At 60.1% G+C, this 19,849-nt stretch carries 17 protein-coding genes; 14 read left to right on the forward strand and 3 right to left on the reverse strand.

Annotation, left to right across the window (positions count from 1 at the left end):
• Positions 1-4 precede the first annotated feature (4 nt).
• The 6 genes from MTX36_RS21940 to MTX36_RS21965 are packed head-to-tail and all read left to right on the forward strand — an operon-like array spanning position 5 to position 6,065.
• The gene (locus MTX36_RS21940) at positions 5-1,369 is read left to right on the forward strand and encodes a TerD family protein (RefSeq protein ID WP_243621758.1); all 1,365 of its coding nucleotides are present in this window, start codon (positions 5-7) and stop codon (positions 1,367-1,369) included.
• Entirely contained in the window at positions 1,366-1,980 is a 615-nt protein-coding gene (locus MTX36_RS21945; protein WP_243621760.1) for a hypothetical protein, read from the forward strand. Before MTX36_RS21940 ends, MTX36_RS21945 begins: the two co-directional genes overlap by 4 nt.
• A 39-nt stretch (positions 1,981-2,019) precedes the next feature.
• A complete protein-coding gene (locus MTX36_RS21950) occupies positions 2,020-3,663 on the forward strand; it encodes a DUF4407 domain-containing protein (RefSeq protein ID WP_243621761.1) in 1,644 nt (547 codons plus the stop codon).
• Entirely contained in the window at positions 3,660-4,238 is a 579-nt protein-coding gene (locus MTX36_RS21955; protein WP_243621762.1) for a hypothetical protein, read from the forward strand. The genes MTX36_RS21950 and MTX36_RS21955 overlap by 4 nt, the downstream gene beginning before the upstream one ends.
• A gap of 36 nt (positions 4,239-4,274) precedes the next feature.
• Positions 4,275-5,774: a hypothetical protein gene (locus MTX36_RS21960; protein WP_243621763.1), complete on the forward strand. Its 1,500-nt coding sequence runs from the start codon at positions 4,275-4,277 to the stop codon at positions 5,772-5,774.
• A 57-nt stretch (positions 5,775-5,831) separates the two neighbouring features.
• Positions 5,832-6,065, forward strand: a complete 234-nt coding sequence (locus MTX36_RS21965) for a hypothetical protein (protein WP_243621764.1) — start codon at positions 5,832-5,834, stop codon at positions 6,063-6,065.
• 3 nt (positions 6,066-6,068) lie between these two features.
• On the opposite strand, the gene MTX36_RS21970 is transcribed toward MTX36_RS21965, so the two are convergent.
• Positions 6,069-6,494 carry a nuclear transport factor 2 family protein gene (locus MTX36_RS21970; protein ID WP_243621765.1) on the reverse strand — a complete coding sequence of 142 codons (426 nt, stop codon included), beginning with the start codon at positions 6,492-6,494 and terminating at the stop codon, positions 6,069-6,071.
• Between the two features lie 376 nt (positions 6,495-6,870).
• Here MTX36_RS21970 and MTX36_RS21975 point away from each other — a divergent pair, with 376 nt between their 5' ends.
• From MTX36_RS21975 to MTX36_RS21995, 5 genes are read left to right on the forward strand one after another with little or no spacing between them, the layout of a single operon-like run.
• Positions 6,871-8,475: an ABC transporter substrate-binding protein gene (locus MTX36_RS21975; protein ID WP_243621766.1), complete on the forward strand. Its 1,605-nt coding sequence runs from the start codon at positions 6,871-6,873 to the stop codon at positions 8,473-8,475.
• Between the two features lie 8 nt (positions 8,476-8,483).
• Positions 8,484-9,443: an ABC transporter permease gene (locus MTX36_RS21980; protein WP_243621768.1), complete on the forward strand. Its 960-nt coding sequence runs from the start codon at positions 8,484-8,486 to the stop codon at positions 9,441-9,443.
• A complete protein-coding gene (locus tag MTX36_RS21985; protein ID WP_243621769.1) occupies positions 9,440-10,294 on the forward strand; it encodes an ABC transporter permease in 855 nt (284 codons plus the stop codon). The genes MTX36_RS21980 and MTX36_RS21985 overlap by 4 nt, the downstream gene beginning before the upstream one ends.
• Before the next feature lie 25 nt (positions 10,295-10,319).
• Complete coding sequence (locus tag MTX36_RS21990; protein ID WP_243621771.1) at positions 10,320-12,020, forward strand: ABC transporter ATP-binding protein; 1,701 nt, start codon at positions 10,320-10,322, stop codon at positions 12,018-12,020.
• 56 nt (positions 12,021-12,076) lie between these two features.
• The gene (locus MTX36_RS21995) at positions 12,077-13,051 is read left to right on the forward strand and encodes a TauD/TfdA family dioxygenase (RefSeq protein WP_243621772.1); all 975 of its coding nucleotides are present in this window, start codon (positions 12,077-12,079) and stop codon (positions 13,049-13,051) included.
• A gap of 9 nt (positions 13,052-13,060) precedes the next feature.
• Here the strand turns inward: MTX36_RS21995 and MTX36_RS22000 are convergent, their stop codons facing one another.
• A complete protein-coding gene (locus MTX36_RS22000; RefSeq protein WP_243621774.1) occupies positions 13,061-14,854 on the reverse strand; it encodes an alanine racemase in 1,794 nt (597 codons plus the stop codon).
• A gap of 146 nt (positions 14,855-15,000) precedes the next feature.
• On the opposite strand from MTX36_RS22000, the gene MTX36_RS22005 reads away from it, so the two are divergent.
• Positions 15,001-16,434 carry an amino acid permease gene (locus MTX36_RS22005; RefSeq protein ID WP_243621775.1) on the forward strand — a complete coding sequence of 478 codons (1,434 nt, stop codon included), beginning with the start codon at positions 15,001-15,003 and terminating at the stop codon, positions 16,432-16,434.
• The gene (locus MTX36_RS22010) at positions 16,431-17,357 is read left to right on the forward strand and encodes a universal stress protein (protein WP_243621777.1); all 927 of its coding nucleotides are present in this window, start codon (positions 16,431-16,433) and stop codon (positions 17,355-17,357) included. The genes MTX36_RS22005 and MTX36_RS22010 overlap by 4 nt, the downstream gene beginning before the upstream one ends.
• Positions 17,358-17,414: 57 nt before the next feature.
• Here the strand turns inward: MTX36_RS22010 and MTX36_RS22015 are convergent, their stop codons facing one another.
• On the reverse strand, positions 17,415-18,419 hold the full coding sequence (locus MTX36_RS22015; protein WP_243621778.1) for an MBL fold metallo-hydrolase: 1,005 nt from the start codon (positions 18,417-18,419) through the stop codon (positions 17,415-17,417).
• A gap of 309 nt (positions 18,420-18,728) precedes the next feature.
• Here MTX36_RS22015 and MTX36_RS22020 point away from each other — a divergent pair, with 309 nt between their 5' ends.
• Entirely contained in the window at positions 18,729-19,829 is a 1,101-nt protein-coding gene (locus MTX36_RS22020) for an LLM class flavin-dependent oxidoreductase (protein ID WP_243621780.1), read from the forward strand.
• Positions 19,830-19,849: the final 20 nt, after the last annotated feature.

The raw sequence follows: 19,849 nt of genomic DNA on the forward strand, positions 1-19,849 counted from the left end.
CGTCATGACTCAATCGGATCCGAGTCCGAGCGCGGTAACGCGCGCGGAGATCCTCGACTTTCTCCTCGAACCCGGTACATGGCGAACCGGTGTACTGAGTCTGCTGCTCGACGCGGTCGATGCGTCGCGCAGCGGCGGTCCGGTTGTTGTTCTCGGCGTACGTGACTTGCCGGTCGGGCGACTGTGGAGTGGCGCTGTGTCGATGCTCGGCGCACCTAGTTCGGCAGACGAATTCCGTTGGCAGCACGCCATGGACCCGGCTCAGGTGGGCACTGACAGACATCTGATCACTGCTCCCGTGTCGAGTCTGGCAATGTGGGCGGGAACCGGCGCCGTGGTGATCGGCGAGGACGACAACTGCAGCCTGGGAGAGATGTCGGTCGATCCGCATCAGACTGAGCGCGGGATGTCCGTGACCGTCACGCAGGCTTCACTTCTGGCCGAAGCGGTACTCGTCGATCCGGAGACGGCCCACGACGCGCTTGATCTTCAGGAATCCATCGACAAGAAATTCGCGAACGGGAGCGTGCATCGGTTGTGGCCCTTGGCCATGGCCGTGGCGTCATCGCCGGAGATGCATGAGTCGATGGGAACCGCGGCAGAGGTTATCCGGGAACACTCACCGTGGGCATTGGTCGATCAGACCGAACTGTTCAACCTTGCGGTCGGCACTGTTGCCGGCGGTTTGGGTCGCGACGCAGCGGTTGCGTGGCGGGATCGATTGACCGCCGGGCCTGCTCCCGAGCCGATACTGCACACACCAGAACCATTGATCAGGCTGCCGGAATCGGTTCCAGCACCCCAATCGGCACCCAATCCGGTTGCAACGCAACCGGAGCCCCGCACGATTGTCATGGGTGAAGCGGTAGATTTATCGCCGGACTCTCTGCGCTGGGGATGCTCGGTCTCCTGGACCCAGCCCGCATCGAACTTTTTGGACGTCGACCTCGTTGCGTTTCTCCTCGACGAGAATCGAAAAGTTAACGGCGACCAGGATTTTGTTTTCTACAACACGCCGGTGGGCGGCGGTGGAGCGGTCAAACTTGCCACGCTAGCGCCCGACACTCAACGTGTGGACATCGATTTCGGCGCCCTTGCGCCGCGATATCACCGCGTGGCACTGGGGGTCGTCATCACCGGTGACGGTTCGTTCAGCCAATTGAATCCGCTACGAATGGTGTTGACGGACAACGAAGTTCCGATTGTCGATTCAGTATGCGTGCACGGGACCACAGAACAGGCGATGATCGTCGGCGAGTTCTATATGAGGGCCGGCCGCTGGCGAGTGCGCTCGGTGTGGCAGGGCTATGACGGGGGTCTCGCGGAACTCGCGACTTCGTATGGCGTTGTCGTGGACGGACACGGGTGACTGAACTCGCTTCCCGCCGCACCGCCGATCTACGAGGACTGCTGACTAATCCGTACTCTGCGTCGTTGCTGGTAGTTACGATGATGCCTGTGCTCTCCGCGATCGCACTGGGGTCGATTCTCTGGAGGCCGCTCGGATATGTCGTTGCGGTGATCGCACTGTTCTCTGTACAAAAACTGCACCGCCGGATCCGATCCGGACTGGAAAGTATCGGTCCTGGTGCGGCGCCTGGTCGCCGGTACCAGGTTACCGCGTACCTGCTGATAGTCGTTGTTGCAGCACTGCTTTCGGTACCGGCCGTGCAAGTGTTCTTTCGAGGCGACCTCACGGCTATGGCAGCTCCTTCGGTGATGGCGGAGATGACCGACGGTTGGCAGGGCGCTACAACGCCGCAGGCAATTTACGGTTCCACACCGACCTGGCCGTCGTACGGTCCCTGCCAGACCATCCAGTCGTTCACCGGACCGGTAGTCGCCGATTCGTGCTACTCGTTTGTCGGGTACGTGCGAATGTGGCAGATGTCGACGGCCTTGCCGATGTTGTTGTCCCTCACGATGATTTACATTCTTTTTCCTCTCACATTGGCCAGATTCGGTCAGTCGAAAACGTAGCCCTCGATATCTCTTCTCGTAGACTTGAAATGGATCGGTATGAAAAAGTACTTTCTTGCGCGCTTGGCGGGCTCTCGCGTCGATGTCCTGGAGAAACTTCCGGGCTCGGTAGCGAAGCAGACCGCGATGGGTGCGGTATTGCTGACGACGGCTGGATTTGCCACGATTTCGGCTGCCTATGCATTGTCGATTACCGGCATTGCGACCGGATGGACTGCTATTGCAGGCGGTTTGGTGTGGGGCCTGGCGATTCTCAACCTCGACCGGTTGTTGGTGATCGGACTCTCCGGCGAAAAGCGTATCGGCCGCAGTCTGATGCTGGCGTTGCCCCGAGTGGTCCTGGCCATCGTCATCGGCTTTGTCATCTCGACGCCGTTGATGCTGAAGGTGTTCGAGAGCGAAATCGAAACTCAGCTCAACCGCAATATCCTCACGTCGCAGGAAGAGTTGCGTACGGGACTCAAGGATTCGACGTTGAGTTCGGACCTGACCGAGGCCGAAGCCGAGCTAGCTCAAATGCGTGCCCTGATCAATGCCGGGCCCACCGCCGATCCGGCAGTCAATCCGGAGGTCGGCCTGGTTCAAGCGGAGATCGACAAGCTCGAGGCGACTGCAGCAAAGCAAAAGGCTGATTACGATGCTGCGCGCACGAGAGCTCTTCAAGAAGAGGAGGGTTCGGCCGGTACCGGTGTGGCGGGATGTGCGGCGTTGTGTGTCGAAAAGAAGAGGCTGGCAGACGATGCCGAGAAGTTGTGGCAGGGCACTCTCGACCAGATAGCCGTCAAGGAAGGTGAGAAGGCCGCGGTTATCGAGCGACTCAAGGGAGTTCTCCTCGAGGAGAGTAAGAAGGCCGTCGCTGACGCGGAGAACGATCTGCCGATAGTCGAGAAGACCGTCGAGACGCTGCGTTCGCAGGTCGACAGCGCGCAGAACGGTTCGTATGCCCTCGAACAGGCCAACACCGGAATCATTGCGCGGCTCAAGGCTCTCAACGATCTGTCGGGTAGCGACGGCACCGCCGGTATGGCGCACATGGCGGTCTCGATCCTCTTCATGCTTGTCGAACTTCTGCCCGTTCTGTTCAAAGTGATGTCCAACGCGGGTACTCGAACGGCATACGACGAATTGGTCGAAGCGTTTGAAGAGGAAGAAAAGCGCGACGCGACCGAGGTGATCGATACCCGCAAGCGCGTGAGTGAACTTCGACGAGATGCAGAGTTCGAGGCCGAACAGGATCGGATCAGCAAGCAGCAGGAAACAGTCCTCAAGGTCAACGAAACCGTTGTGGCGCATCAGGCCGAAGTTGTCGACGAGGCACTCGAACAATGGAGCCGTCACGCCAAGCGTGTGTCTTCGGAGCGTCTGCGGGAATGGGAGCGTGGACTGGTCGGGGCTGGGCAGGTGCGTCCGGCAAGTGACGCGCAGCCCGAGCGGTCGAGGCAGCGAGAGGCAGATACGTTTGCTCCGGCGGCGGCGCCGCCGAACCGTGTGGTGCTCGACAAGCCGGCGGTATCCCCCGAGCGTGAGACGGTAACTGCCGCCTACGTCGGCGGCAGCTACCCCCAGAACCCTGTGGCAGGCACAGCGCATGCAGCCGGGCCGCTGCCGCACTGGATGTCCGAGACGAACTGGGCTGCCGATCAGGCGTCGCATCTGCCGCGGCCGGAGACGATGCAGCCGTGACTGCCGGGCTCGAGATCGAACCGATCACTCGGGTACGGATCGATGTTCGTGTTGCGCTGGGCGGACTCATCAGCACCCCTGAGCTTGAATGTCTTGTACCACTGACGAAGTGGCTGAATGACGAGTTTGCCCGTCGGCCGATTCTGGTAGACCTGCTGGAGGTTGCAGTTACCGGCGGCCAGGGCGGCACCGTATATTTCGACAGTCGCGCAGACTACGGGCGCGGCCGGATGTACGACGGAATTCCGGCTTCCCGGGTGCTGTCGATTGTGGTCGGTTCGGGTACGGCCGTTGCGCAGAACATGGAGATTCTGGAAGTTGATTCGCAGGCGCCGCTCCTGGTCTGGTTGGTGGGGGAGGATGCGTTCGATTCCCTTCTCTCCGTTCACCACAGTCAGATTCCGCGCAGGCGTAGAACGGTCGCTGATCCGTCACTGTCGACGGAGTTGTTTGTCGAGATCTGCCGGAAACTGGTACGTGCTGCCGTCGGCAGTTCCGCGGATTCGTGTGCGGAATTGATGGAAAGTACCGCCTTGAGCGCCGCTATGGGAGGGCTCGGCTATGTGGTCTCATGAACCGGTTGCACGTTCTTTCGGGCAGGAAGTGAAAGCGTGAGTATCAGTCTTCCTGATCTGGTTGTCCTCCGTACTATCGATGTGCCGGAAGGCTTTCTGGTGTCCGAGATCAAGGCACCCAAGGGGGTCGGTCGAGGTTTCCGCTGTCTGTACCGCGAGTTCGCGGACGACGATTCGGGCCTCGCGCCGAACATGCGAGAGTTGATCGAGTTTCGGCGGAGGCTGCCCGACAACGATCGACGCACACTCGATTCGTTGTTTCTGTGGCCGCTCGAAATTGTCGAATCGAACGGCGCCGCAGTGGGTTACATCACCGGGGTTCTACCCGCCCGATTCGAAGAGAGTCTGCACACGCCACATTCTGGGCAGGTGAAGGTAGCCAGAACTCTGGATTGGCTCAACAGTCCCGAACATTCGCGTGCGGTCGAGGCTTCGCTTGTTGTCGAACCTGACGACATCATCTCGCGAATTACCTACTGTGCCCAAATTGCTCGCGCCGTTCACTTCCTGCATTCTCGTTCCGTTGTGTTCGGGGACATCGGTCCGCTTCGGGTGGTGTGGAGCGCAGATCCGATCGACGTTGTATTGCTTGCGTCGGAGTTCACATTGAGCAGTTCCTCGGGGTCGAGTATTCCGGAGATACATGCACCAGGCATGAAACCGCCCGAATCTGTTCGTGGGCAGACGGTTCAGGATCTTGGCACGGACCGATACAAATTGGCAGTGCTGTTTCGCGATATTCTGGGCGTCGGTGGTGACCGGAGTTCGGTGCTGGCTGCACTGGCGGGACGAATTGATCACGACGGAATTGTATTGTTCGAGAGTGGACTCGGCGGCAAGAGCGAACTTCGCCCGAGTGCACTGGATTGGTACGAGTACTTTTACAGCCAGATCATGTCGCTGTCGACTCCGCCCTCCATCGGCATGTTCGGTGCAGTTCCTGGACATGGTCTGCGCAATCAATACATCGAATTCACTTGGCACGCTGCGGGATATCGAGAACTTGCACTCGAAACGCCGTGGGGCGAGATCCACAAGCTCGATATCAGCGAGTCGAAACATCTGCTCATGCTCAAACAATCGGGACAGTTCCGGTTGACAGCGTCGAATCGCAATGGCACCACGGAGCGGTTGAGTGACGTCGTGTACGCGTTCGATCCGCCGGCCGTGCGATTTATGGAAGTTCCCGAGTTGGGCGGCGTCGAAAAGGCGATGACAGGGCTCGATTCGACGATACTGTCGGACAAAGTTGTGGAGGGTGCAGAATTCAGTTGGCTCGACGGAGGTTTCGACGCCGTAGCGTCGCCTCAGCTGCCGCCGTTGCCGGATCTTCCGCAGTTCGCATCGGCGGGAGTGGCTCTGGAACAGGTGGACTGGCAGGGGTTGACCGCAGTCATCGATGACGTCATGCGTGCCGCGGATACCGAAGTTCGGGGCGGAGTACGCGCCAGGTGCAGCCTCCGGACATCCGCGGCGATGGTGGTCAGTCGAGTGCAATCACTGGCGTCAAGAGTCGTCAACGCGCGATCGAAGTGAATAACGCGACTGGCTCCGGGTACTCCGAAAACATCGGCAAGTGTGGAGGAGTCAATCATGCGTGTGAAAAGCCTGGTCGGGACCGGCGTCGTCGCGTTCGCGCTGGTCGCTGGTCCCGTCTCGATTGCGTCCGCCGAAGACTCGGAACCTGGGGGTTCGGGAAGTCTACCGAACGCGCTGACCTGCGAGAGCGTCTTCGACGCCCTGGAGGACAACAGCCCGGAGTGGGCTGACGAAGGGATCGATCAGGTCGAAGACTGGTGCGAGATGATCACCGGTGAGGAGGACTGACCGTCAGCCGCGCGCGATCACTCGCTTCGACAGTCTCCAGCGGCCATCCTCGAGTTCGAACTCGTCGGCGTAACTCCCGACGCCGCTCAGCCGAGGTGCAGTAGCGGTATCGACGTAGAACGTCCACACAGCCTCGGCGAGCGCAGTCGTCTCCGAGGTGACATCGACGGCGATAGCGGTGGTGACGTGGCGGGTGAACGTGCCCGGTCCCTGAATTCCGGCGCTACGACGCTCACGCACGCCGGCCGCAATTTCGTCGCGGCCGCGTCGTACCTGCGTCGGCAATCCGCGGTCCGGGTTGGCGGGCATCGTCCATTCGGCCTGGTGAGTGAACTGTTCGACGTAGTCCTCGACGGTTCCGGTATCTGCGAGGTGTGCGATCCGTGCGAGGGTGGTTCGGATCTGCTCGGCCGGGCTTTCGGGCTGCATGGGTCTCCTCGGTGTCGACGTCTGGTTTCTCGGACGCTATCGCGATGGTGTGCGGCACCGGGAGTGCTGTCCCGTTGAGCGGTAGACAGACTCACGAGTTCAGATCACGGTGAGTTCAACTATGTCCTCAGTATCGGGGGAAATGATTAAGTGTGTTTATCAAGGCAGGCGCCTTGAATCTGACCGGAAGGTTTACCGTGTCCGTCCCTCTGCGATGTCTGCGCTGATTTCTTCAGTGCCACACCGGCTGGCGTAGCCCTCACTTCCCCTTCATTACCGGGGTGTTCGAGGCCGCCAGGACGATACACATTTCGTTTCGCATGCCCGCACCCTGAGTGCGCTGCTGCGGACCCTCGTACGAAGGACCAAAACTGTCGTGAACTCGTCTCTTTCGACGGCCGGCCTCGACCGCCGTGCCTTTTTCCGTGGCAGTGCCATTGCTGCGCTTGCAATCTTCGGTAGCGGTTCGCTCGCTGCGTGCTCTTCGGCGGTTGGTGAACAGTCTTCCGGGGCCGGAGAATCCGTGAATCCGGTTCGCGGCGGCACACTGACGCTGGCAATCCCGGACGACATCAGCCCGTCAGCATTGCTGACCAGCACCACCGCAGCGGGTGTCACCCTTTCCGGTCTCGTGTACGAGACATTGACCCGGTATCCGCTCGATTCCGTAGTGCCCCAGCCTGTTCTGGCGAAGGACTGGAAGCTTTCGGACGACGGTCTCACGCTGACGCTGAATTTGCGTGACGACGTCACGTTCCACAGCGGTCGACCGTTCACCTCGGCAGACGCAGAGTTTTCGCTTCGCGCCTACGCCGACCCCAAGTTCTCCGCCCAGCTCAGAAGTACCGCCGCCGCTATCACCGGGTTCGATTCCTCGAACCCACACACCCTGGTCATCACCCTCGCGCATAGAACCGGCAATATCTTCGACTTGCTCGACCTGGCACCCATTTTCGACTCCCAGACGTTTGACAAGGCAGTAACCGGTGAATCTTTCATCGGCACAGGACCATTCGTATTCGTTTCACGGACGCCGAACAGTGCAATCTCGTTCGAACGCAACCCGAACTACTGGATTGCGGAGCGGCCGTACCTCGATCGGGTGGAAGCGCGCATCGTTCCCGATTCGCAGGCACGTCTGACTTCACTGAAATCGGGCCAGGTCGCGCTGGTCTCTCCGGCTTGGTTGACCTTCCGGGACTCGCAGACGTTGGCCAAGACCAGCGGCTTCGAAACGACGTCGATCGACGGGGCCGAATTGCAGATCTATCTCGGCGCCAATGTGACCGCCGAGGGGCTGACTGACGTCCGGACGCGAAAAGCCTTGGCCTATGCAATCGATCGAGAACGCATCATGACGGAGGTCTATCGCGACACGGGTTACGCCGTGAATCTGCCGTGGCCGAAATCGTCGCCGGCGTACGACGCTGCCAAGAACTCGACGTATACCCGTGACGTTGCGAAGGCCCGCGGGTTGGTGAGTGAGGTCGGAGCGCTGCCGACGATTTCATTGACCTATACCGGCGCAAGCCCGGATTTCGAGGCGGCAGCGCAGATCGTTCAGGCCAATCTTGCCGAGGCTGGAATCACCGTCGAGTTGGATCCCGTCGAGGCAACTATCTTTTTCAAACAGCTGATCGGCGCTGAGTTCAAGGGTCTGTGGTTGACCAATCACACGTTTGCCCAGTATGTTCCGTCGACGTTGACGGTCAGTGCCTATCCCTTCAACGCCGCCCACAACGCATCCAAGTTCAGTTCGCCGGCGTACTCGGCAGTGGCCGACGCTGCATGGCAGGTACCGGATGGTTCGAGTGACGCGGCCAAGAAGCTGTACGCCGATCTGGGAACGCAACTACTCGACGAGTTGTTCCTGATCGAGATCGGCGTGGTCGTTCCGCAGGTATCAGCGGCATCCACAGTTCGTGATCTTGCGTGGACAAAGGGTCGTCAGCCGCAGTTCGCCAACACCTTCCTGGCCTAGGGGAGAACATGATTCGCTATGTTGCCGGCCGAATACCGTCGGCGGTGGTGGTTCTCTTTCTGGCGTCACTTCTGATCTTCTCGGTGATGCGACTCGTGCCTGGTGATCCTGCGTTGGCGCTGGCCGGCCCGGATGCGACGCCCGAATCGATTGCAGCCATTCGTCATTCGCTCGGTCTGGACAAGTCGATTCCGGCGCAGTACATTTCGTGGATCGGCGACGTGCTGACGCTGGATCTGGGACGTTCGTTTGTCCTCGGTGGCCAGATTTCAGATCTGGTGCTGGCAGGTTTGGGCAATACAGCAGTTCTGGCCGGCAGCGCATTGCTCGTGGCTGTGGTGCTGAGCTTGGTCCTGAGTGTGGCGGTGGTGGTGTGGCCGAAGAAGTGGCTCACATCGGCGGTGAACGTTCTCAACACTCTGTCGGTGGCATTGCCCAATTTTGTGACCGGTGTTCTGCTTGTCCTGGTCTTTGCCATAGTGATTCCGGTGCTGCCGTCCGGCGGCGTTCCGCCTGGCGGGTACCTTGCTCATCCCGACATCACGCTTCAGTATCTGGTGCTGCCGTCTCTGTGCCTGGCCCTTCCGGTCGCGGCCGCCTTGACCAGATTTCTCTCGGAAGCCCTGCGTACCGAGATGGCGCAGCAGTACGTGATCACGGCCCAGGCTGCTGGTGTGTCTCGATGGAACCTGGTCACGCGCAGTGCGTTACGTAACGCACTGCCGACCATGCTTACTGTGCTCGGAATCCAGACCGGCCACCTCCTCGGCGGTGCAGTTCTGGTGGAAGCAATCTTTGCCTGGCCGGGAATCGGTCAGTTGATCGAGCAGGGAATCGGCCGACGTGACTACCCGGTTGTGCAGGTGCTTCTCCTGCTGTCGGTCACGATCTTCGTCTTGATTCAGCTTGTGACCGACATCGTGCACGCCTACCTTGACCCACGGATCCGAATCGGAGGCCAATCATGACTGTTGTCGATCATCCCGTCGACCTCGAGGTTCGTCGATCGCGGCCCGTCCTTGCGGCTCTGACACACGGTCAGGGTTTGGCTGGTGTCCTGATTCTGTTGGTCATCGCGGCAGCGGGAATTGCAGCACCACTGCTGACGCACTACGGGCCCAACGAGCAGATCGAGGGCGCAAATCTGTTGGGCGCCAGTGCCCAGCACTGGTTCGGGACTGATCAGGTGAACCGTGACGTCTTCACTCGTTCGCTTTACGGCATCCGGATCAACCTCGTCATTGTGCTGGTCGCCGTGCCGTTGGGCGCGATTATCGGCTCACTGGCCGGCCTGGTGTCGAGTATCAATCCCGTTGCCGACGTCATCGCCCAGCGCATCTTCGACGTGATTCTTGCTTTCCCACTGTTGATTCTGGCGATTACCTTGGTCGCGATCACCGGCCCCGGGGTCGGCCCGGTCATTGCCGTGATCGTGGCTGCGGAAATACCGTTGTTCGGGCGTCTGGTGCGCACGACGGTTCTCAAGGTGCGGGAGTTGCCGTTCGTGGAATCTGCCGAGGTAATCGGCGCGAGTCGATGGTGGGTGCTCCGTAAGCATGTGTTGCCCAACGCTATCGAACCTTTGGGTGTGCAGATTGCGCTCTCGATGTCGGTCGCAGTATTTGCGGAAAGCGCGATGAGTTTCCTGGGCATCGGGGTTCGTCCGCCGGATCCGTCGTTGGGATCCATCATCGCCGGCGCTATCCCCAATCTTGATGCCAATCCGGCTTACGCAGTCGGACCGCTGGTGATCGTGTCGGCGTTGGTCCTGAGCTTCCTTCTGATTGCCCAGTCCCTCGGCCGGGCCCGCCGTATCTGACTCCGCTACTTTGAAAGGACGAGCGATGAAAACAGCAGCGAAACAAGCGGTCCTCTCCATCAAGGACCTGGTGATCACGTTCGGCGCCGACGGTTCCCGAGGCCCATTGACTACCGTCGTGGATCATGTGAATCTCGAAGTGAGACAAGGGGAAATTCTTGCATTGGTCGGCGAGTCGGGTTCCGGGAAGTCGCTGACCGCGCGGGCCGTTCTCGGACTGCTTCCGGACGGTGCGCAGGCGAGTGGGTCGATCGAACTCGATGGTGAGGAGGTGCTCGGAGCCGACGAGGCAACGTTGAATCAGGTACGAGGTATCAAGGCTGCGATGGTCTTCCAAGAACCTCAGACTGCACTCAATCCGGTTCAGAAGGTGGGGTGGCAGATCGCCCAGGTGCTGCGGGCCCACGGCAAGATTTCAAGGGCTGCAGCACGTTTCCGGGCGATCGAGCTGTTGGCGATGGTCGAGATTCCGGATCCGGAGCGTCGAGTCGACTGGTACCCGCATCAACTTTCGGGTGGCCAGAAGCAACGTGTGGTCATTGCTCTGGCGCTGTCGGGTTCACCGGACCTCCTGATTGCCGACGAGCCCACCACAGCGCTCGACGTGACGGTGCAGGCTGAGATTCTGGAACTGCTGAGAGATTTGCGGGATCGATCCGGAACCGCAATTCTGCTCATCACCCACAACATGGGCGTTGTAGCGGACATCGCCGACCGCGTGCTCGTGTTGAAGTCGGGGCAGGTGGTGGAGGAGCGGTCGGTCTTCGATCTTTTTGCGGCACCGACTGAGCCGTATACGAAGGCCCTCCTGGCTGCTGTTCCCCGGTTGCCGGAGGCTGGGCACGCAAGACCGGCCGTCGCTTTGGTCGAACGATTGGAAGACTCGCTTCTCACTCCGATTCTCCGGTTCGACGACGTATCCATCGTTTACCCGTCGCGGCTGGGTAACAAGGCGTTTCGGGCCGTCGACGGTGTGAGTCTGAGTGTGCGTCCGGGTGAGGTTGTCGGGCTGGTCGGCGAATCAGGCTCGGGTAAAACAACTCTCGGGCGATCAGCCCTCGGGGTTATCCGGGCCACCAGTGGCAGTGTGAGCTTCGACGGCACGGATCTCGGGACGATCTCGGCAACCAACCTTCGAGGCCTGCGTAAGGGGATGGCTCTCATCCACCAGGATCCAGCGGCATCGCTTGATCCACGACGTTCGGTGGGCCAGAGCATCGGAGAGCCCCTCGAGGTTCATCGCTTTGCGACCGGCGCGCTGCTGCGGAACAGGGTGGGGGAGTTGCTCGAATCAGTCCGTCTACCAAGGTCTTTTGCGCATCGAGCACCGGGGGAGCTCTCCGGTGGGCAACGCCAGAGAGTTGCGCTCGCCCGCGCACTGGCGCTCGGGCCACGACTTTTGGTGGCGGACGAGCCGACCAGCGCGCTGGATGTGTCCGTTCAAGCTGATGTTTTGTCGCTTTTTGCCGATCTACGAGAGGAATACAACTTCGCATGCCTGTTCATCAGCCACGATCTGGCCGTTGTCCATCAGGTAGCCGATCGGGTAGCAGTACTTCGCAGCGGGGAATTGATCGAAGAGGGCCCCGCTGCAGAAGTATTTCGCTCACCGCGTCAGGACTACACCCGGCAATTGGTTGCGGCGGTTCCGATTCCGGATCCGCTGCGTCAGCGCGAAGGACGGGAACGTGCACGTGTGGCGCCCGACCTGACTGTTGCGGTTTGACCCATCTGCACGTTCGACACCAACTTCTTTCACTTTAGATTCCCCAGGAGAATTTCATGTCCATCAGTGAACTCGAGCGCGTAACCCTTACCCCCGAAGCGATTTACGCAGCCGGCGGCATCACCGTCCACAAGGTCGGAGAGCTGATCGGAGCCCGGATCGACGGAGTTCATCTCTCCGGTGATCTCTCCGAAGAGACGGCCTACGCAATTCGATATGCATTGGCGGCGCACAAGGTTGTGTTCTTCCGCGGCCAGCAGCACCTCGACGACGTGTCGCAGTACGAATTTGCGGGAACCCTCGGCACCCAGACCACCACGCACCCCACGCTCACGTCCAAGGACAACAAGCTGTTGGTACTCGACGGCGCCGCCAGCAGTTGGCACACCGACGTCACGTTCATCGACCGCATCCCGAAGGCGTCGATCCTGCGCCCCACCACCATTCCCGAGTACGGCGGAGCCACCACCTGGGCGTCCACGACCGCTGCGTACAACCAGCTGCCGCACTCACTCAAGGTTCTGGTCGAGAACCTGCGTGCCGTTCATACCAATGCTTACGACTACGGAGAGATCGTGGACAAGGTGCAGCAGGGTAACTCTCAGCGCGTGACCAATTACGGTGAATTCACGCGGGAGATCTACGAGACGGAGCATCCGGTGGTCCGCATCCACCCGGTGACGGGGGAGAAGACTCTGCTTCTGGGTCACTTCGTCAAGGAATTTGTCGGACTCAAGCCGTCAGAGTCGGTAGCTCTCTATCAGCTGCTGCAGGCTCGAATCATCAAGTTGGAAAACACCGTTCGCTGGTCGTGGGCTCCCGGTGATCTGGCAATCTGGGACAACCAGGCCACCCAGCACTACGGCGTTTCCGATTACGGAACCCAGGCGCGCAGCGTGCACCGCGTGACACTGGCCGGCGACGTACCCGTCGACGTCCGTGGTGAGTCCAGTCGCATCATCAAGGGCGACGCGTCCGAGTTCTCGATCATCGAGGACGTCGAGCGACTGCCCGGGTTTGCCACCAACTGATCGAGAGTTCTATTGCTTCACCACTTTGCGTCCGAGTAGGGATGCAAGGAGTCCGTTGACGAACCGCGCCTGGCGGCCGTTCACATCTGAATCTTCATCTGCAGTGCTGCCGATGGAGATGGACCGGGTTAATCCCGTTTCACTGATGAGCTCGGCCGCCAGGTGCGCTTCGCGGAAGGTCAGCCCGCCTTGATGCAGCATGTCGTCGACGCCCAATACGCGGCCGTCGATGATGTCCAGGTCGAAATGCACGTGCACTCCGTTGACACCTTGACCGGCCGCTGCGATCACGCGCGGCATCAGGGAAGCCATACCGTGGCGGTCGATTTCGTCGATAGTCACCAGTAGCACCCCGTATTCGTCGAGTGCGCGCTTGTGGCTGACGGTTGCGTTCTTGACCCCGACCAGCACGGTGTTTTCCAAACTCGGCCCGTGGCCGTCGGTAGCCAGGTGCAGCAGCTGCTCGATGTCACCGTGCGCTGCGAATACGATTGCGCCCAAGTCGGTTCCAGCGTCGGTGCCGATCGGAATCCGGGTGTTCTGCCAGGCGTCGGGCGACAACCACAGTGGCAATGTTGTGGATCCAGCTGCGATGGTTGCGCTTTCGGTGCACGTGTACCCGATCCCACTCACGTCGTCGCGCAAACCGTGTTCGAGAAGATGTCGGGACAATCCGTCACGTCCGAGGTTGTGCAAAGCCAGAGTTGCGTTTGCAGCAACAGGTTCTGTGCCCAGGACATAACGCTTTTCGACGTACGGCGACGTCATCGCCATCAGTAGTGCGCCGTAGTCGATCGTGAAATCCACGCTCCCGCCCAGGCGGTATTCGTCGCCCGTCTCTCCGGCGTCGACAAGCAGATGATCGCTACTGGCGCTGATGACCCTCAGTCGCGGATCGACCGGCGTCAGTCCTTCGGGTGAGATGTCTTCCCGGCCGATGGACAGGATGAGGCGTCGGCTGGGGGTGTCTTCGTGATCGAAGACCGGCCGCCGGCCGAACGCGTCTTCACCCGAAACGCCATAGGGCCGAGACGGTTTGATCTTGGCTTCGATGATGTCGGCCGTCAGAGTGAAGGCGTCTTTGTTGAGTAGCTCGTACAGCCCGGGGGGAGTGGGAGATTCGGCCAGTACGATGCTGGCCCCCAACCTGAGGTGGTTGATTCCCGCCGGCATGGCACCGGTTTCCAGGAGTGGCAGTGAGAATGTGTTGCCGCCGGAGACTATCGGCAGCTCGATCTTGAACCGCTTCTTTATCTCCTCGGCGATGTACACAAGATTGGACAGGTTGTCGACGGTGGGCTGAATGCCGCCGACACAGGCCAGGTTTGCGCCAATTCCGATCAGTCGGATTCCGTCGATGGGGAGGATCTGCGAGACGACATCGAAGGCTTCGGCGGGCAGAATCCCTTCGCGGAGGTCGCCGAGGTCGATCATCAGCACGATGTCGTGGACCAGTCCGCGGGCATGAGCTGCGCGACCGAGAGCGTCGATTGTTGCCAGTTCGGAGTTGAGGCTGATGTCGGCGTAGCGCACGGTGTCGTCGATCTCGCTCAGTGATGGTGCACGGATGAGCATCAGGGGAACTGTGATTCCGTCGCGCCGAATCCGCGCGAGATTGTCGAGGCGCGAGTCGGCGATCTGGGCAACGCCGCCGCGGACCATGGCGCGCGCCACTTTGGGGGACCCGCACGTCGATTTGCTGACACCGGCCACCGATATGCTGTGCTGTCTGGACGCCTCGACCAGTACGCGCGCATTCTGTTCTATACGGCGCAGGTCGATGGTGATCGTCGGTCCGGTCATGAGCTCCCCGGTTTCTCGAAAGTCCGGGCGCAGACCGGACGGTTGGCGTGATCTAGACAACTTTGCTTCAACTGTTGTGCCCTAGGACACTTACGTGCAGTATGAGGATACAGCAGTTTCCTACCAGTCACTCTAGAGGAGCGTCGATGGCTACTCTCGTCAAAAACGTACTTCGGCGCAAGCCTGCTACACAGATAGATAAGGAGACAGGAGCCGATACCGAAGGCGGTGAGCTGACCCGCAGTATCGGGTTGGTGCAGCTGTCGATGTTCGGCATCGGCGCCACTATCGGTACGGGCATCTTCTTCGTCCTGTCCCAGGCCGTTCCGGTCGCCGGTCCGGCTGTGATCATCTCCTTCATCGTTGCCGGTGTTGTCGCCGGACTCACGGCAATCTGTTATGCCGAGTTGGCCGGAGCTGTCCCAGCGTCGGGCTCGTCGTACTCCTACGCCTACGCGACGCTCGGAGAGCTACCGGCCATGGCCGTCGGCGCTTGCCTGCTTCTCGAATACGGGGTGTCTGCCGCTGCTGTCTCCGTTGGGTGGTCGCAGTATCTCAATCAGTTGCTCGGTAATCTCTTCGGATTCCGGATCCCCGACGCGCTGTCCCAGGCCCCCGAGCAGGGCGGCATCATCAACCTGCCGGCTGTGATCCTCGTCTGCCTCTGCGGCGTTCTCCTCATTCGCGGTGCCAGTGAATCCGCCAAGGCCAACGCGATCATGGTGTCGATCAAGCTCGCGATTCTGCTGCTCTTCATCGTCGTCGGTATCGCCGGGTGGAACAGCAACCACTTCGCTGACTTCGCTCCGTTCGGATTCAGTGGCGTCATGTCCGCTGCCGGCATCATCTTCTTCTCGTACATCGGCCTCGACGCCGTGTCGACGGCCGGTGAAGAGGTCAAGAATCCGCGTCGAAACCTGCCGCTGGCCATCCTCATCGCTTTGGTATCGGTCACCGCGATCTACATCGCCGTCGTGGTTGTTGCCATCGGCGCTCAGGACTCCGCATCATTCGAAGGTCAAGAAGCCGGACTCTCCGCCATCCTCGAGCGAGTGACCGGATCTACTTGGCCGGGAACGTTGTTGGCCGCCGGAGCGGTGATCTCGATCTGCAGCGTCACCCTCGTTGTCATCTACGGTCAGACCCGAATCTTGTTTGCGATGTCGCGCGACGGCATGATTCCGTCCATCTTCCACAAGGTGAATCCGCGGACGCTCACTCCCGTTCCCAACACCATCATCGTCTGCATCGTCATCAGTATTTTGGCCGGATTCATCCCCATTAATTTCCTCGCCGAGATGACCAGCATCGGAACCTTGGTAGCGTTCCTCGTGGTCTCGGTGGGTGTCATTCTCTTGCGACGCAGTGATCCGGATCTGCCTCGTAGCTTCAAGGTTCCCGGGTATCCGGTGACTCCGATCCTGTCGATTCTGGGTTGCCTGTGGATCATCAAGGATCTTCGGACCGTCACGATCTATGTGTTCCTCGTCTGGGTTTCCGTCGCAATCATCTGGTACTTCGCTTACTCTATGAAGCACTCCAAGTTGGGTAACCCGAAGCGAACCGAGGTTGAGTCATGACTCTCCTCGCAGGCTACGCACCGGACCACAGCAGCGTCGGAACCATTCATCTCGCAACACTGTTGGCGAGATCTTCCGGTGAACCGCTGATCGTGTGCTCGGTAATTCCGTCTCCGCCGCAACCCGGAATGATGCGTGTCGACGCCGAGTACCACCAGCAACTACGCGCCGAAGCCGAAGAGGCACTGGCGAAGGCGCGTGCCGAGGTTCCCGCGGACATCGATGCCCAGTACGTCATCCACGAGGCGAATTCCACCGCCGGTGGCCTACTAGACCTCGTTCACGAGCGCGACGCGAAGATGATCATCCTGGACTCGTCGACGGCCGGAGTTTTCGGTCACGTGGCGCTCGGCAGTGTGACTTCTCGACTCCTTCATAGTTCCGACGTTCCGGTAGCGCTGGCACCCCGAGGTTTCCGGGTCAAGAAAAACGAAGTGGTGCGGCGAGTTACCGCCGCCTATTCCGGTACTCCCGATCAGGACGAGCTCGTTTTGGCTGCTGCAACAGTTGCCGCGAGGGTTAGCGCGGGACTTCGTCTGGCTGCCTTCGCCGTTCGTTCCTCGGCGCAGTACACCACCACCCTCGGCACCGAAGGTGATAACCAAGTGGTCATGGAATGGGCTGAAGTTGTCGAGCGGGAGACCAACGCCGCATTCGAGCGGGTGCGAGCCTTGCCGGAGACGCCCGACAGCATGGAAGCCGTTGTCGGTCATGGCCGCAACTGGGACGAGGCGCTCGAAGATATCGACTGGGATCGCGGTGACGTATTGACCGTCGGATCAAGTCAGGCCGGACCCATCGCCCGAGTATTCCTCGGATCGCGGGCCGCGAAAATCGTTCGCTACTCACCGGTTCCGGTGGTGGTGGTTCCTCGGTCGGCGTCGACAAGAATTGTCGATCAAGCCGAAGCTGACGCGAAATAGAAGTCAGGGCCGACGCATACGCGTCGGCCCTGATTCGTTGTCTCAGTACAGTTTGTTTCAGTACGTACGAATGAACAGTGCGGGGTCCGTATCCGGAACCTGCGACACCTGCTCGCGCGCAACCAGATGGCGCAGATGCGCAGCACCTTCGGACAATGCCATGGTCTTGCCCATCGGTGAAATCTCCGACCACGGCTTGTACCACTTCATGTGCGCCGCAACGTCCCATACAGTCAGCTTCTGATCGGCAAAAGCTTCGAGCAGGTGTTCGAGACGTTCCTCGTGATGCTCGATCAGCTCGCCCGCGCGGCCACCGACACTGTCGATCGGAATGCCATGAGCGCCCAGGCCGCGCGTGATGTCCATGGTCTGGACGCGTCGTAGTGAAGCGAAGAAATCGGCCAACGCGTCACGTTCTTCGAGGGGGTACGTGAAGTTTCCGACGTGCGGGGTCGTCTTCTGCAAGACATGGTCGCCGGTGAACATGACATTCGCGTCTTCGAGATAGAAGCAGACGTGGCCCGGCGTGTGTCCGGGGGTGTAGACGACGCGGAGTCCACGACCGGTCAGCGCGATGATCTCGTTGTCCGAGAGAATGCGGTCCGGAGCGGACTCGATGCCGACCGGAGAATCTCCTTCGGCGGCTGAATGCCGGAAAGCTTCGCGATCGGCTTCCGGTGCCCCAGCCTTGGTCATGTTGCCGAGTTGATGTGCCATCCAGTCGTCATCGCGAGTGGTGGCCATCTTGTTGAAGAGGTCGTGATCGTCCTCGTGCATTGCGATCCAGGCGCCCGAAGCCTCGCGTACCCGGCCGCATAGGCCCGTGTGGTCAGGATGGAAGTGCGTCACGACAACGCCCTCGATATCGGTGACCGAATGACCGATCTCCGCCAAGCCGGCGTTGAGGCCCTGCCAGCCGTTGTCATCGCCCCAACCAGCATCGACGAGGATCAAACCGTTGGGAGATTCCATCGCGTAGACCAGCGTATTGCCCAGCGGGTTATTTGTGATGGGGACTGGAATCTGGAATATGCCATCACCGATGGCAGCTGCACCGTTCATCTGTCGTACCTCATTTACCGATAAGGGAATCTGTTTCTATGTCCTTCATGTTTACCGTGCGCTCGTCTGGTGCGTGACGCTGGTCCTACTTGGCGGGAATCGTCAGCACTTGGCGACGATTTCGAATCGATGAGAGTTTTATCAGTAGTTCTCTCGCCTTGATTGGAAAGTTGTTGAGCGGGTTGTTGTTTCGAATATTCTAGAGCCGGGGCGGCACTGATCGGGCGTGGCTCTCGCGGTTCCCCGGCTGTCGCAGAAACTAGCCTGCGAAGCACAGGCACCCCGCGGGGTTCGAAGGAGAGTCGGGTCATGCGTTTTCAGGTTCTGGACATCATTTTCAATCCGCCTCACCCCGTGACCGGAGAGGAAGTTGCCCCGTCGGACAGGCTCAACAGAGTGGTTGAACTTGCAGTTCTCGCCGAAGAGTTGGGGATCGATTCCTTCTCGGTCGGGGAGCGTCATGCAGGTCCCGTACTTTCCTCTGCGCCGACGGTTGTTCTGGGCGCAATTGCGCAGGCCACAGATAGAATCCTGCTGTCGACGGGTGTGACCGTCCTGTCGTTGCTTGACCCGATCCGCGTTGCCGAGGACTTCGGAACTATCGATCAACTCAGTCGTGGACGGCTCGAAATCGTGATTGGTAAAGGCAATGAGGTACTGCAGTACCCGCTACTCGGTCTTGACATCACCAAGCAGTACGAGTATTTGACCGAGAACTACGAACTCCTCAAACTCCTGATCAGCGAGGAAGACGTCAAGTGGGTCGGTACCCACCGGCCGTCGCTCGAGAACGCGACGACACTTCCCCGTCCGTACGACGGACCTTTCCGTATCTGGCATGGGTCCGCGACATCCTTCGAAGCCGTCGAACTTGCCGCCAAGTGGGGCGACCCCATAGTTACTGCCAACGCACTCCAGCCGCGTGAGAACTACAAGGTGCTGATCGACCACTACCGCGAGCAGTCCATAGCGCATGGCCATGATCCGTCCAAGGCGTACGTCGGCTCGGGCTCGGGCGGCCTTTTCCTTGGGGACACCACCGAGCGAGCTGTGGAGGAGTTCCGCCCCATTTACGAAGGCGCAGTCGCTCAGGCGGACAAGCGTAAGCACGATCCCAAGGCAGTCGGAAAGTCGACGAGTTTCCGGACCATCGAAGAAGCCGTCGACCGTGGCCCGGCGTTGGTCGGGTCTTCGGAGCGCGTCGCCGAAAAGATCCTGGATTACTACGAGAGCTACGGCCACGACTTTCAGTCGGTATCGGTCAACCATGTGCTCGACTTCGAGCGGCAGAAGGACACTGTGCGCAGGTTTGCAGAAGAAGTGATTCCACTGGTGAAGGCGGAGGTGTCCACCACGCTGTGGACCTCCGCAGACCAGGATCGGGCGAAGGGATTTACTGCGGTTGGCTGAGCTAAAGATGCTCACTCTGA

The organism is Rhodococcus sp. ARC_M6, from assembly GCF_022810305.1.
Taxonomy (GTDB): Bacteria; Actinomycetota; Actinomycetes; order Mycobacteriales; family Mycobacteriaceae; genus Rhodococcus_F.